This window comes from Stenotrophomonas sp. MH181796 (assembly GCF_009659995.1).
In the GTDB taxonomy this organism is placed as follows: Bacteria; Pseudomonadota; Gammaproteobacteria; order Xanthomonadales; family Xanthomonadaceae; genus Stenotrophomonas; species Stenotrophomonas riyadhensis.
This window is the reverse complement of the sequence record NZ_RAHU01000003.1, coordinates 213,054-226,992: the sequence shown is the minus strand read 5'-3', so window position 1 is coordinate 226,992 and position 13,939 is coordinate 213,054. Positions and strand designations below refer to the sequence as shown.

Here is a 13,939-nt window from a genome sequence, read left to right as displayed (position 1 = left end):
CATGTTTGTCCGCCGAGACCGTCGGTTACGAGAGATCACCGAGGGCTTGTGCGGGCTGGGCACTCTGGATAGCCTGGCGGCACTAGTGGTGATGTTGAGGGTCGCCCATGAGCAGGGCAGACGGCATGACTGCTTTGCCTTGGGGCGTGCACTGCACGATTGCCTGCTACTGGTGGGGCAGGATAGTCCCATCCAGCTTATTGCCGAAGAGCTGTTCTGGTACTTCAGCCATTTCGTGCTTCCTTTCACAGGGTGCCGGGGTGTTCGGATTGCATCGTCGCGACGCCGCTTGCTCCTGCAGCATGAGGTTCTCTCCCGCCTCGTACTTGAGCTTGAAGACAGCGGGTTCGACTATCTCCCAGGCATGCGTCACCCGCTCTTGCGGGTAGTCCGCAATCAGCAGCATGCTCCGTCTTTGCGCTTCTTCTCGCCCGGCGTCGGACCCTGCAGCGCAACATCGCGGCAGATGGCGCGGTAGCGCTATCAATACAGAGTCTTGTTGAGACGAGGAGGCATCCAGGATGGTGAGCGCAGAGACTAAAGGCTCGACCGATTACGAAATGAGCCGCTTGTGGTGGGCGGCACGGCTGTCGCAGTCGAGTAGAGGCTCAAGATGATTGCCTATCTTGGTTGGGGGTCGCTGGTATGGCAACCCGACGGTCTACCGGTTCGTGGACAGTGGCTGGCAGACGGGCCAACGGTTTGCGTAGAGTTTTTAAGGCAATCCGGCAATGGACGGCTTACGTTGGTCATGCATGCGGCCGCGTCTGCTGTCACCTCCTTCTGGGTTGAGGCTGGTACCGACGACGAGGGCGACGCCAAGCGAGCCTTGCGTGAGCGGGAAGCCATTCCCTCAAAGAACATGGAGCGACACTTGGGGGTCTGGACACATGGCTGTCCAGCACCGGCGAGTATTCCTGGGCTCGCTGACTGGGCCGCTGCTCGCGGGATTACCACTGTGCTATGGACGGCGCTGCCACCGAAGTTCAACGGGGAAAATCAACGCGTCCCATCAGTGGAAGAAGCAGTTGCCTACCTCGCAAGCCTCTCAGGGCAAACTGCGACGCTCGCAGAAGAGTACGTCCGGCGAGCCCCGCCCCAGATTGACACCGTCTATCGTCGTGAGTTTGCTGCACGTCTAGGCTGGCATCCCCTTCCGAAAGGGAGCTAACTGCGACGTGCGTGTGATAGCCGATGGCCAAACTCCGGCAATGGCCAGCACCGTTTCTCACCTTGGGCCGACTTGGGCCGGAAGGCCCGGCCCTGTCAGCGCTGCCCGGGGCTCCGGCTCAACAACTGGATGAGCAGAAGCCACTTGTGTGTCACTTTGCCGGCGGAGGCAGCACAACGATGAGTGCCATCCATGGGGCGATTGCCAGAACAGTGGCAATGTACGCGTACTTCAAACAGCTGAATTTTGACGAGAGAATCTTGGAATTGCGCCAACATTGACCCAGGAGGTCTTCCTCGAACTCCATCAGCGTACGCTCCGCGCACTTCTGCAAGAACTCGTGCTCGGCCATGCTCGACACCCGTTCAAAGAAGATGAGCGAATTTGACCCGCCTCGCAGTTCCGGAAAATATCCGTACCACAGGTGCCAGAAGCTAACAGTAAGCGGTGTAAGGAACAAAACGCCCACAACCGAGATCAGGGCCGTTAGTTCATCAAGTTTCGGCAGCCGCGTCGCGATCATGGCAAGCATGCCCAGGTTGATACCCAGGCCGACCGAGAGTTTTGTGTCTACACGGGAGAAGAAGCCCAAGACCAAATTCAGCTGCTGCCAAGCGGCACTAACGCGGTCGCTTTGATTTGGCGGGTGGCCGCCAGAATTTTGAGGTTCTTGCACGGGGTGAGTTCTCTGTCTTGAGGGATACGGTTTGTGTTCGTTTGATGGCAGATCGAAGACCGCAGATGTCCAGCGTTCCGCAGCAGCGCGCTCCTGCAGCCGCACAATCCTCAAGGAAAGCTGTGTCGGCCAGCGCACATCGGTGCTGTTCCAAGATGAAAGTGACCAGGGCCGCAGCGTGGTCGCCACATGCAGTGATCGCACCGTCAGGATCGCGGCCACATGGGCAGACTGGGGGTCTCCCGACCAAGGTTTCAGTGCGCGTCGACACCCGAGCAAGGAGTAGTTTGCCGTGCCAGAGCTCGAGCCTCCGCTTCTGAGGGCGCGAATCCTTGCGGACCATGAACTGCCCCGCGAGCACATCTGCCTTGAATGCCGGACCCAGTCGTTCGGCTGCCTGCTCAGCATTGGCCTGATGCTGCGCAGCACGACCGTGCGCGCGGCCGTTCTCCGCTCCAGGAAAGACCCGGCGGGCGTTCGCGCCGATCTGGTAGGTCAGGTACTGGTAGACCGTGGCCCACCAATGCCTCGCTGCTGCTTCGTCTTGGATCCGGCTCGGATTGTCTTCTCCCCAGCCGAGGCAGAAGCTACGGTCACCGTTGATATGCCGATCGGGACAGAACCCCGGCAGCATGCCGGGGTCGGCGATCTCGCGCACTGAGACGTGCTCGCCTGCAACGGAGACGAGCAATCTAAATGCGTACTCGGCTCCGCCGGCCCGAACCACTGTGATCCCAACCAGCCCCCCGACAGGGTCTACGATCAACGTGGCACCGTAGTCCGGTGCCACGCGCTGCAGCAGCTCCAAAGGCCTTGGCGTCACGTCGCGGCCACATGAGGACGGATCGGCTGCGCGAGCGCAGGAGCCACTGCGGGTGCCACTTCAGCGTAGTGTGCCTCCAGTGTTGCCTTCGCCACGCGGTCCCCGGATGCGGCGAGTTCCTCCACCGCTGCGGCATAGTCTAGGTTCGCCGCCTTTCGCTTGTCGGTAAAGACGGTCCGTATCGCGGCGCTGGCGGCCTTGTAGGCATTTTCACCAATGGCCGTCTCCACACCGTCGCAGAGTCGTTGTTGGGCTTCAGATTCCAACACCGCTCGCCCCGTGGCACACCGCAGAAGGCTCCCCTTCATGCCCAGGCGGGAAATGGCAAGGGGGCCAAGTTCGAAGCCAATGGCCAATCCCAGCTCTGCCACTTCCGCGCCTTCGGCGCTCAGTTGCTCCAGGGCAGTGGAGAAACTGCTGCGCAATGCACCCGCGCACTGGGCAGCGGTGCTGACCGTGTCCTGCGCATCTGTCGTCTGTGACGTGCCCTCCAGCAGCACCCCATGAAGGCAGTCGCCAATAAAACGGACACGACGCCCTCCAAAATCCTCGTGTACGACCGCATCCAGCTCAGAGCGCAATACGTGCAGTGTTCGAACCAGATGTTCGGGATCCTCCTCTAAGTGCTTGTCCACGAAGTCGGTGAATCCGTCAATGTCGGCATAGATCGAAACGCCATCAAATCGCCTTGAGTTCGCCGCGCTGAGCAGGGAGAAGTCCAGATCAGAAAGCGGAGGCGTCGGTCGACTGAACTTGAATTCGCCGATAGGGAGCTCGGCCTGTTCATCTTTCCAGAGTTCGATGATGCGCGACTTGGAAATGCCGAGTGCAGCGGCCTCGACGCATGCGGAAATCTGAGCATCGGTCAGCGAAGTGGTGCGGTCCTTGTTGCCGGTCAAGGTAGGCAGTTCAAGCACGGCACGTGCGCCGTGCGTCAGGTAGATGCCTTCAGCCCCTCCATGCCCGGCACACTTGGCCGCCTGATTGGCTGGGGAGCCTAAGAAAAGAGGTTCTCGGCTGGCGCGACGACCATTGTTGACGGCCAACGCCATCCCGCTGTCAATGCCGACACGAACCTGGGCATTGGGGATGTGCGCGTCCGAGTCGCCCGTTTCAGCCAGCACATCGATGGCGAGCTGGGCGATCGCAACCGCGCGCTCGATCCGGGCGCGTTCGTTGGCATCGCCGTACGGCTTGGTCACAACCGCATGCAGCCGCTGGTTGTGAAAGTCCACACGGATGGCATCACTTTCAACGAGGATGCGATGGACGGCGCGGTAGTGCTGATTCAGGAATCGAAGGGCCCGCTTGTGGCAGGTTTCGCCTTCGATGTCAGTGCAGCTAAGCATGTCCGCCAGATTGACGATGTCGATGTAGACATGCGCCCCTTGGACGCGATAGGCGCGATTGACTGGAATATCCACCAGCGAGGTTTCCCGCTTGTAATCGCGGATGTCCACGTCGCGGACTTCGGCGTAACGGGTGGCAATGCGCTTCTTGGTGCGATCTTTTTTCCAGCTGTGTCCCATCGTGCTACTCCCTGCGCCCAAGAGGAGGCCAGGCCGGGCGGGTCGCGTCGCCTACGGCGTGGCTGGCAGCCGGATTCATTCCAGCTCCTTTGGGCGTATATTGTGACCCAGTTCACACTTTCAAGGGGGCAGTATGGGGACTGGGATCGTCGAGCGCCTCGCGGCGGATGATGGCAGGCGACTGATCGCCGCCTTGGCTGAGTTCCGCCTGCTGGCCGGCTTGGACGCGGCCGCAGCCCAGCTGGCACAGGCCGGGGAATTGCTCGACGTGGGGACAGGGCAGGCCTTTATCACTCAGGGCGCCCCAGAGACCGACGTTTTCTTCATTGTCTCCGGCTCCGTGGACGTGCTGGTCAACGGCAAAGTGGTTAATACCCGAAGGGCTGGGGACCACGTCGGCGAAATGGCAGCCATCGAACCGGCGCAACTGCGGGCGGCAACTGTTACTGCACGCGAGCCGACCGTAGTGCTAAAGGTGCCGGAAATCGATTTCAGCAGGATTGCGGATTCACACCCCGTCATCTGGCGGCGGCTGGCCGCGACCCTTTCGCGCCGTCTAAAAGAGCGCAATCACATGATTACCCAACCTCGCGGACAGGTCCGGGTCTTTGTGATGTCGTCGGTGGAGGCGCTCCCTGTCACGCGGTTGCTGGTACAGCACTTCGAGCACGACCCGTTCCTGACGGTGGTATGGGACCACGGGGTGTTCCGCGCCGCCAACTACACACTTGACGAGCTCGAGCGCCAGCTGGAACAGGCAGACTTTGCCATTGCCGTGGCCCACGCGGATGACATGGTCATCAGCCGCGGTGACGAGTGGCCTGTCATGCGCGACAACGTCGTCTTTGAACTGGGTATGTTCATTGGATTCCTGGGGCGTCGGCGCGCCTTCTTGATGGAGCCGCGCGAAGACAAGCTGAAGCTTCCCAGTGATCTCACGGGGCTCACGACCGTCCCCTACCGATACACCCCTGGCCCGGACGCCCGGGCTTTGATTGCACCGGCATGCGAACAAATTCGCTCCCGCATTCTCGAAGCTGGGCCGAGGGACTGACGGTGGCACTGCTGGAAGAGATGACGGCCGCCGTGCAGGCGATAGCACAAACCCGATGGTCTACACGGAGAGGTCAAGTTGTACCCGATCCAGAAGATCTGCGATTGGGCAATGACGCAGTGGAGTTTGATCGTGCCACTGTTTTGTACGCGGACCTGAACGGCTCAACGAATATGGTCGACACCGAAGCCTGGCAGTTGAGTGCAGAGATCTACAAAGCGTTCCTGCACTGTGCAGCGACGATCATCAGGAAAGAGGGCGGCAAGATCACCTCCTACGACGGAGATCGTGTCATGGGCATCTGGGTGGGTGACCGGCAAGCCACGCCGGCGGCTAAGGCCGGGTTGAAAATCAACTATGCGGTCAAGATGATCGTCATGCCAGCGTTGAAAAAGCAGTACCCCGACTGGACAGGTACCGTGAGGCATGTCGTCGGAATCGACAGCAGCCCAATCCGAGCTGCTCGCACGGGTATTCGAGGCGGCAACGACATCGTCTGGGTTGGACGCGCGGCCAATCATGCGGCCAAGCTCACGGACCTGGACCTTGCCCCGTCAACCTGGATTACCGATGAGGTGTTCATCCGGTTGGCTGATGAGTTGAAGTACGGTGGAACGCCGCCGACTCTGATGTGGGAGGCGTTCCGCTGGAACCGGCAGGGTGGTCGCCGCATTCACGGATCAGACTGGGCTTGGCGCGTCTAAAGCGCCCTCTGCGGACCCGGCATTCGCAGGGCCAGCATGGCAGGGAAAGGGCGCACTGTTAGAGGCCGATTTCATGGCGCGGGAGTCAGGCAGCCGAGTCCTGCCCTCCGATGAGTGCGCGCCGGGAGAGGAACCCGCTGCCATTGCGGAGCTCTGGCAGAGGTTCATCTACGCACCGGCCCCTAGCGCCGCATTGATCTCAGCGAAGGCCTTCTCAAAGCGCTCCAGCGTTTCATTGATGGCCGTAGTTTCCGCGGCCAGCACGTGCTGATTCTGGATGAGCCAGTTGGCGGGAGTGAAATGATCCAGGGGCGGAACGGAAGCCCCCATGACATTAAACAGTGCTTCGGCCTGTTTGACCTGGCGCGTCAGGGCACCGTCTTGGCTGAACTGCCGGGCGGAAATTTGCCCTTTTCCCTTCAGACCGTAGGCACCGTTGAGGATGTCGGCGAAGACGGCGGGTGCGAAGAAGTCCTCAATGTCGCTCTCCGCCTTTCCGGTGAAATCCGTGGCTACCAAGACGCCGGAAGTCTTCATGATCTGAGACTCCCTCAGCCGCTGCACCTTGCCTTTATCGCCATTGCCGTAGTCACACAAGGCGACCATGTGGATGCCCTTGCCAGAGAAGAGCGAGGCGAACGATTGCACTTTGTCTATGCCGCCTGTGGGGCAGATCACCCACCGGCTGTCCAAGCCTTGGCGCTTGCGTTGCTTGAGCGCGTGCGATGCCGCCTGAAGATAGAGCACATCCGAAGGTCCTTCGACCAACAGGGTATGCGCTCCCACAAACAGGCTTTGGGTAACCTCGTAACCGAGATGGGCCTGAAGGGGGAACAGCGTGTCCTGATCGACGCTCAGGACGTCCGCGGAGACCTGTGTGCCCTTAACGGTGGGGCGGCGACGCTGGTCGTAGGTGACAACGTCCTCGACGACGCGAACGTCCGCAAGACGATCGGCCGGCACCATAAAGGGCGAGTGGGTGCTGTAGATGACCTGGTGGTCGGGGAGTAGACGCTCAATGATGTAGCGGAGCAGATCAGCTTGCGCCTTTCCATGTAGCGTCAATCCAGGCTCATCCAGAAGGATGATCGCACCGGGGTTCCTCTTTCGCATCTGCTTGAACTGCGACAGGAAGGAGAAGAACCAGACGAATCCGGCGCTGCGCTCAGACAGGGGCACCGAAACCTTGTGGTTGTCATTCCGAATGCGGATTTTGGCAACAGTCCCGCTATTGAAGGGGGCGGGATCCTCGGAGAGGCCTTGGGCAAGCGCTATCTCTACACTGAGCGCGTCGTTCTGACTCCAAAACTCGAAGATCTCATCGGTAATTTCATTGGAGGCGGCTTGGCAACGTGCGTTGAGCTCTTCCAGGCGTGTGCTGGACTGCAATTCGCTGACCGACGTCCCGGCGTACTCGAGGAAGTCGAGGAAAATCTGGTCACCCGGGGAGATCGTCGCGCCGCTTTGGGTGTCACGAGACAGCTTGTCCAGCGATATCTCCCCGGACATGCGATCAAAGTGAGAGGTATAGAAGAACGCCGGCATCCTTTTCTGCAGGATATCGATGGCCGCCAGCACTGGTTTCCCCTTGCGGAAGCCGCTGATGGACCGCTTGACCGCCTGCAATTGGTCAGACGGCTCGGGGTGCGCATCTATCTCGACCACGAGTCGATCCAGCAATATCTTGGAAAACTTCTCCCGCTCTTCGCCTGCCACACCGTGCTGGCAGAGCAGAAACGCGCGCACCACGTTGGGATCGACGTGAATGCTCCAAGTGCTGTGGCCACTGTAATCTGTCGTTACGTCAACGGTCGTACTACTTAACGCGCCGGCACCCAGGACGTCGGCGACCGCCTTTTGGTCTTCGTGGCTGAGCTCCCAGGTCAGGGTGGCAACCGGTGCGGGTTCGTCGTCGTGGCGTTCCTCATACCGCGTGAGGAAGCGGCGGGGGTAATCGCGCACCGTGTCGTAAGCAAACTGGTCGGCGATGGGACGGGTACCAAACAACGCCGTCAGAATTGCAGTCTTGCCCGCCTCGTTCTTACCGACCAAGCAGGTCAGCTCTCCGACATCGAACGTTCCGGAATCCTCTGCAGAACGGAAGTTTCGGATCCGTGCCTTGACTAGCTTCATGCTGCCCCCTGATTCCTGCCGTGGATGGTGCGCGTCTTGTGCAGGATAGGGCCCGAGCGGGGCACATTCAACGCGCACTGCTGGCCGCTCGGGCCGGAGGCTCAGTCCTCATCCATCAGGCGCGCGGCGGGGTTGCTGCCGACGCCGCCCTGCTGGAAATATCCGATCACGCTGGCCACGGAGCGGTGATCGGTCATCGCCATCAGCGCCGGCAGGGCCACCCCACGCCGCGCACCTTCGGTAACAAAGCCCGAGCGCAGGCTGTGGCCGGCAAAGTCCCCGTCCAGACCGGCCAACCGCGCCCGGTCCTTAACGATGGCGGCGACCGCCTTGCCGCTGAGCGCGCCGCCCAATGACCGTGGCCAGACGCGCCGGAACAGGGGGCCGTCGGTAATCTCGGCCACGTCCAGCCAGTCCTGCAGTGCGGTGGCTGCCTCTCCCAGGATGGGCTTGTCGGGGCTGCTGCCAACCACTGGCCCGGACTGCAAGGTTTTTCCGTGATCCAAGCGATAGGTGTAGCCGCCTTCGGGCAGTCGGGTGAGGTGATTCACCGTCGCCTCGGCGACTTCGCTGCGGCGGCGCCCGCCGCTAGCAAAGGCAAAGTAGAGCAGGGCGCGATCGCGCTTCCCCTTGAGCGAGGTGTCGCAGGTGGCCGCCATTGCGCGCAGATCTGCGGCTGACAGCGCGGTCTTCTTGGCCGGGCGCTCGCCTCGTTTGTGAGAAGCCCTGCGCCCCTTGGACAGTAGGGTCCTCACGGCGCGATTCTCGCAAGGGTTGTCTTGGCGGGCCTGCTTGTGGGCCGCCGACAAGACCGCCACCCGGTGGACCAGGCTGGAGAACGCCAGCGGCCCAGGCTTCTTCTTCAGGCCCGCATGCACCAAGGCACTATCCAAGTCTGCAGGCAGATCCCAACGAAGCCCCAAATCGCCTGAGCGCCCCATGTGATCCACGATGAACTGAACCACTGCCGCCGGGGGGACGGGTAGGGCGATGGGCCTGCCATAGCGCCCTTCGAACCAGCCCGCCCAATAGCGCAGGGCGCCGGCGTAGCTGCGAATGGTGTTAGGCGCTTCGGCCTCCTGCAGGATGTCTCGCACCGCTTCTGCGGCGGAAGTGGCCAGCCGCTCCGGAACCAGCCCCGAAACGAGTTCCCCTGACGCAGCAGTGATATTATTCATATGTACTATGTATTGTGCACTATGATTAGGTTGAGCTACATCTGATAAATATGCCTTATCAGACATGGCCTGCCAATTCTCACCGTTCCGCAGAAGGACACCCAATGGCCAAGGGCATCAGCGAACTGGATGTGCACCAGGCAGCGGACGACATCATCGCCGCCGGCGAACGTCCCACCGTCGAGCGAATCCGAGCCCACTTGGGCACCGGCTCGCCCAACACCGTCACGCGTTGGCTGGAGACCTGGTGGCAGACCGTAGGCTTTCGCCTGCGCCAGCGCGCCATTGAGGCGGCGGTTCCAGGCATCCCAGAGCGGGTAGCTCACCTGAGCCAGCGTTTGTGGCAGGCCGCGCTGCAGGATGCCGGCGAGCTCGCTCAGACCCAGCTGGAGTCGACCAGGCACGCACTGGAGGAACGCGAGCGCCTGCTGGAGGAGGACCGGGTGGCCCTGACGCTGGCGATTGAGGCCAGCCAGAAGCGCGAAAGGGAGGCTCAGGTCCAGACTCAGGCCGCCGCCACCACCGCGGAGCAGTTGGCGGCACAGGTCTCCCAGATGACGGCACAAGTACAAGACCTGCTGCGCCAACGCGATGGAGCCTATGGACGGGCGGAGCGACTCGAGCAGGAACTGGATGCCGTACGCCGCAGTCTGGGCGAGGCCGCGGCCGCTCACGAAGAAGAGAGGAGGGCGCTCCAGGCGCACGTCAGGGCAGTGGAGGATCGTGCCCATACGGAGGTTGACCGGCATCGCCAGGCGTTGCGGTCAGCCGAGCAGGAGTGGGGGCGGGAGCGCATGGCCTTGGCCACCTCATTGCGAGAGAGCGAGCAACAAGCCATTGCTGCTGCCAACCGCGAGCAACAGGCATTGCGCCGACTGGAAGGCGTGAACGCGCGGGCTGATGGCTTGGAGGCGCAGCTGACGTCACTGAAGGAAACCACTCGGCAAGTTACCGAGGCACTCCGACAAGGGAGAGCGAACACGGCAACGCCAAGCAGGCAAAGCAAGCCACGCCGCACCGCGCCCAGAAGAGTGGGCGAGCCGACACAAGAACCCAATAGCAGGAAATCTAAGACTTGAGGCCATCCATTCGATCAAGGCTTCTTTCCCCGAAAGACTTGGAGGACGTACACGCCCCCCCCAAAGTTCATCCTCGACCGCGCCCGAGAGCACGGCGCGACAGGCCCCGTACGAACGGTAGAAACCAGCACGCCGGAGGAGGAACGCCATGAAGCAGGGAAGAACTGACAGAGATTGGGCGGTGGTCGCTGTGATGACCTTTGCCGCAGGAGCCGTCTTGACTTGGGCACTCATGAGCAAGCCGAGTCCCAAATCCGCCACGTTAGCGCTTGACTGGCCGGCGTGGGTGCAAGCGATCGGCAGCATCGCAGCCATCATCGCCGCGGGACTGATCCCCCTTTGGCACGCCAGAGTCAGGAGACGGGAGGTCACACAGTCCCTCATAGAGCTGATTTCCTATGCGCGATTTCCAGCGACACTGATGCTGGCGCAGTTCGAGGGAGGATTCGGCGGCCCCCGGCTGATCTTGGCGCATCTGACCCAGCTTCATAAGGCTTTCGATTCAGTCAACTATGTTGACGTGCCGAACCGATCCTTGGCGATTGCGCTGCAGCAATCAGCAACGGCTGTGAGTGCACTTAAGGAGATCCAGGAACTCTTTCTGAGAAAAGAAGAGATGAAAAAGGGGCGGGGGAGCGAGATCGTTAAAAAGTACCTGCTCATGCTCGATAGAGCCGTCGAAGAAGCAATCAAGGCAACCGGTCAGCGGCCTCGAGACTTCAACTACGACACAATCGTGCTGCCTAATGAATAGCCCATGCAAATGCTGTTCGTTACAACTACGCGGTAATAGTCACAAACCTCTCTCTAGTAATCCACTGCCGAGGGCTATCCGGCAAATCGTGCGGAGTCGGAGGGAGTAGCTGGCGTCTGAACGGGGGAACTCGCCTGGCGATGTAGCAGGGGCCTGGTGCACTGGACTGTAACAGAGCAGTTTCACTGTCACCGCGCCTTGTTACGGTAAAGAACCTCCGTTACATTCGCTGCTATGAACGACCTCGACGCCGCAGCCCGCTATCTTCAGGGTCTACTACCCGACATGGTCGGTGAGCTCGAGCCCTGGCCCAGCTCCAAGACGCGCGGCTTACCCCACTTCCTCGCCACCCTATTCGGCCTGGCCGAGCTTGACCTGCTCGGCCACAGGGTGCTGCTGGCCACCGTCCCGGCGCAGACGGAACCGTTGCCACCTTTGCGGCTGATCGCGCAGGTGCATCGATTGGCGGAAAAGGCCGGCTTGAGGGTCATTCTCGTGCTCTCCGGCGTTTCGCCCTACATTCGCTCCAAGCTCATCGAGTCTCGGGTGGATTTCGTTGTGCCTGGTAGCCAACTGTTCGCTCCGAGCTTCCTGATGAGCTTACGCGAGCGCGATTCGTCTCCAAGGGTGCTCACATCCGCTGGGGAGCGGTTGAGCCATCCGGCACAAGCGGTTCTGATCGCGGCCCTGTTGCGGCCCGACTTGGAGGAGCGCGGCATCCCTGGCAGCGTCCCGTGGGTGCCGCTCGACCTGGCGCGCGAGGCAGGCTACTCACGCATGACTGCCTCGCGGGTCGCCCGTGAACTGGTGGCGGCTAACCTCGTCAGCGCCCAGCGCGAGGGGCGGGAGACGAAGCTACGGTTCTTGAAAGCGCGCCGCTCCTTGTGGGCGGTCGCGCTGCCGCGGCTGCGCTCGCCGGTGCTGCGCACCACTTGCATCGGCAAAAGTGGCTTGGACATGCTGCTGGCCGATCATTGTCGTGCTGCGGGAGAAACCGGCCTGTCCGTTCTCACCGAACTGGCGGCGCCATCGCGTCCGATCGCTGCGATCGGACGAGACTGCTTCCGTCGGCATCCGGAGCCGGAATGGTTTCCCGTGGCCGGCGAGGGCTATGCAGACGTGCAGCATTGGGCGTACTCCACCCGCCTGGGTGGCGCGGGCACCGTCGTGGACCCGTTGTCGCTGTACCTGTCCTTGCAGGGACAGGGCGACCCGAGGCTGAACGGCGCGCTGCGGGACCTGCTCGATGAGGTCTTCGTCTGATCGCAGGCGCGCGGGAGCTCGGCGAGTGGTGCCTGAACTCCGGTACCAGTCCGCGGTCATCGGGGCCGTTGCGCTGGCCGTCGTAACGCAGGAAGCGAAGCGGCAAGTGGGGCCACGAAGGATCTGGAACGTGGTGCTGAGCGTGGAGGCGCTGACGCTTGCGTTCGGCCAGCGGTTCTCGGGGGGATATCGAGGCAGCGGCTACGAGGTGCGCCAGCCCTCGGACCGACACTCAACGTTCTATCGCTTCCGGCGGCCTGCGCCCAGAAACTGCAGGAGTGGCCGACGGGTCGTTTCGACCTGATCGTCTGCAGCGGGATGGACGACTAACCCGGGCCGGATGCCCTGCTCGAACTGCGTGACGGTGCGCATGGGGCGACGAAGGACGGTAGCCTGCTGGTGGCTTGCCAATGGCTGCCCATCCTTCAAGTAGCAATGCCTTGGGCGCATGCGCTGGCTAGGATTGTGCCGCGCTGAATCTGCTTCTGGCCGGCAGACGATCACCCTCGAAGTCGCAGGGCTAGGACAACTGATCTCAATCATGGAGGGATAGATGTGGCCTAACCCTTAACAACTCCGTGAGGGCGGCTTACATCGCATCCACAGTGATGCCATGAAGGATCATTGAAGCATGCTGGGACGCAAGTTTGTCCAGCGCAGGTGCATGCGGACTCGAGGTCCCGAACAGCTCGTGGAACAGCACACCCATTACGATCGGAGCCATGATTGAAAAGGCCATGAGATTTGAGTCGCCGGCGCGGACGGTCCCCTTGGCCTGCGCCCGCTCGACAGCGCTTGCCACCAGCCGGATCATGCGAGATGCAACTTCGTCATGCCAGATCCTCGCAAGCTCAGGAAACATTCGGCTCTCCGATAGCACCATTCGCAATGCTGCAGACAAGCGGGCATCGCCACCTGATGAGACCGCTCGCTGGAGGAGCGTCGGGATTAGCTCCTCAATCGACCCGTCGAAGGTCGCCTGTGCCGTCTCAAGGCCTTCCAGATTTGTGGAGATCAACTGGCGCGCTGCGGCTCGAAACAGCTCTTCCTTGGTTTCAAAGTAGAGGTAGATCGTGCCCTTCGCGACTCGTGCGCGCTTCGCGATATCAGAGAGCTTTGCGGCAGCAAAGCCGTTCTCAAGGAAAACATCTACCGCAGCGTCTACAATCTCGAGCGGCCGCGCCTCCTTGCGACGACTCCACTTAGGTTGCATCTCGCTCACGTGCTCAATCTCTTGCCCATGCGGGAATCCCAATAGCGCTGCAGCTCGTCTAGGGACTGCGTTGGCTGTGCCAATCCCACCCAAGTGTCAGGCCGCAGAACGTAGACAGCGTCCTGCTGACGTCCAGCGCGGCCATGTTCTTCGTGCCAGGTAAACTCGCGAAGAGCCATGCCGCGGCTGTCGCACCAGCCCTTTAGTTCAGTACTGGCTCGTCCATAGACATGGACCTGCCAGCCGATTTGCTCTGAGATCGCGTAGTTGTCCTCACCACGCGTCTTCACCCAGGGCAGGCGATCGCCGCCTTCAATCTTTCCAGCCTTGCCCTGGCTCAAGGGGCTATGCGATCTACAGCA

General features: G+C 61.4%; 12 protein-coding genes. 5 read left to right on the top strand and 7 right to left on the bottom strand.

Going from position 1 to position 13,939, the window contains the following annotated elements:
- Window positions 1-166 precede the first annotated feature (166 nt).
- From D5301_RS08480 to D5301_RS08470, 3 genes are all read right to left on the bottom strand, one after another.
- Window positions 167-406: a hypothetical protein gene (locus tag D5301_RS08480; protein WP_126412177.1), complete on the bottom strand. Its 240-nt coding sequence runs from the start codon at window positions 404-406 to the stop codon at window positions 167-169.
- Between the two features lie 916 nt (window positions 407-1,322).
- Entirely contained in the window at window positions 1,323-2,069 is a 747-nt protein-coding gene (locus D5301_RS24460) for a Pycsar system effector family protein (RefSeq protein WP_128990601.1), read from the bottom strand.
- A gap of 597 nt (window positions 2,070-2,666) precedes the next feature.
- Window positions 2,667-4,199, bottom strand: coding sequence for an adenylate/guanylate cyclase domain-containing protein (locus tag D5301_RS08470; RefSeq protein ID WP_043033494.1), 1,533 nt, complete (start codon window positions 4,197-4,199; stop codon window positions 2,667-2,669).
- Window positions 4,200-4,332: 133 nt separating this feature from the next.
- Here D5301_RS08470 and D5301_RS08465 point away from each other — a divergent pair, with 133 nt between their 5' ends.
- Window positions 4,333-5,253, top strand: coding sequence for a TIR domain-containing protein (locus tag D5301_RS08465; RefSeq protein ID WP_088428977.1), 921 nt, complete (start codon window positions 4,333-4,335; stop codon window positions 5,251-5,253).
- 2 nt (window positions 5,254-5,255) lie between these two features.
- Window positions 5,256-5,957, top strand: a complete 702-nt coding sequence (locus D5301_RS08460; protein WP_197621874.1) for an adenylate/guanylate cyclase domain-containing protein — start codon at window positions 5,256-5,258, stop codon at window positions 5,955-5,957.
- Window positions 5,958-6,125: 168 nt separating this feature from the next.
- Here the strand turns inward: D5301_RS08460 and D5301_RS08455 are convergent, their stop codons facing one another.
- Entirely contained in the window at window positions 6,126-8,090 is a 1,965-nt protein-coding gene (locus tag D5301_RS08455; protein WP_153855344.1) for an AAA family ATPase, read from the bottom strand.
- Window positions 8,091-8,191: 101 nt separating this feature from the next.
- Window positions 8,192-9,268 (bottom strand): site-specific integrase, encoded by a 1,077-nt coding sequence (locus tag D5301_RS08450; protein ID WP_043033496.1) that lies wholly within the window; start codon window positions 9,266-9,268, stop codon window positions 8,192-8,194.
- Window positions 9,269-9,372: 104 nt separating this feature from the next.
- On the opposite strand from D5301_RS08450, the gene D5301_RS08445 reads away from it, so the two are divergent.
- The 3 genes from D5301_RS08445 (at window position 9,373) to D5301_RS08435 (ending at window position 12,364) form a co-directional block, all read left to right on the top strand.
- Window positions 9,373-10,347: a DNA-binding protein gene (locus D5301_RS08445; protein WP_049402764.1), complete on the top strand. Its 975-nt coding sequence runs from the start codon at window positions 9,373-9,375 to the stop codon at window positions 10,345-10,347.
- Between the two features lie 148 nt (window positions 10,348-10,495).
- Window positions 10,496-11,101 carry a hypothetical protein gene (locus D5301_RS08440; protein WP_033836002.1) on the top strand — a complete coding sequence of 202 codons (606 nt, stop codon included), beginning with the start codon at window positions 10,496-10,498 and terminating at the stop codon, window positions 11,099-11,101.
- 234 nt (window positions 11,102-11,335) lie between these two features.
- Window positions 11,336-12,364: a hypothetical protein gene (locus D5301_RS08435; RefSeq protein ID WP_049402763.1), complete on the top strand. Its 1,029-nt coding sequence runs from the start codon at window positions 11,336-11,338 to the stop codon at window positions 12,362-12,364.
- Between the two features lie 589 nt (window positions 12,365-12,953).
- Here D5301_RS08435 and D5301_RS08430 read toward each other — a convergent pair.
- Window positions 12,954-13,577 (bottom strand): TetR/AcrR family transcriptional regulator, encoded by a 624-nt coding sequence (locus D5301_RS08430; protein ID WP_043033616.1) that lies wholly within the window; start codon window positions 13,575-13,577, stop codon window positions 12,954-12,956.
- A 5-nt stretch (window positions 13,578-13,582) separates the two neighbouring features.
- Window positions 13,583-13,918, bottom strand: a complete 336-nt coding sequence (locus D5301_RS08425; RefSeq protein WP_043033500.1) for a hypothetical protein — start codon at window positions 13,916-13,918, stop codon at window positions 13,583-13,585.
- Window positions 13,919-13,939 lie beyond the last annotated feature (21 nt).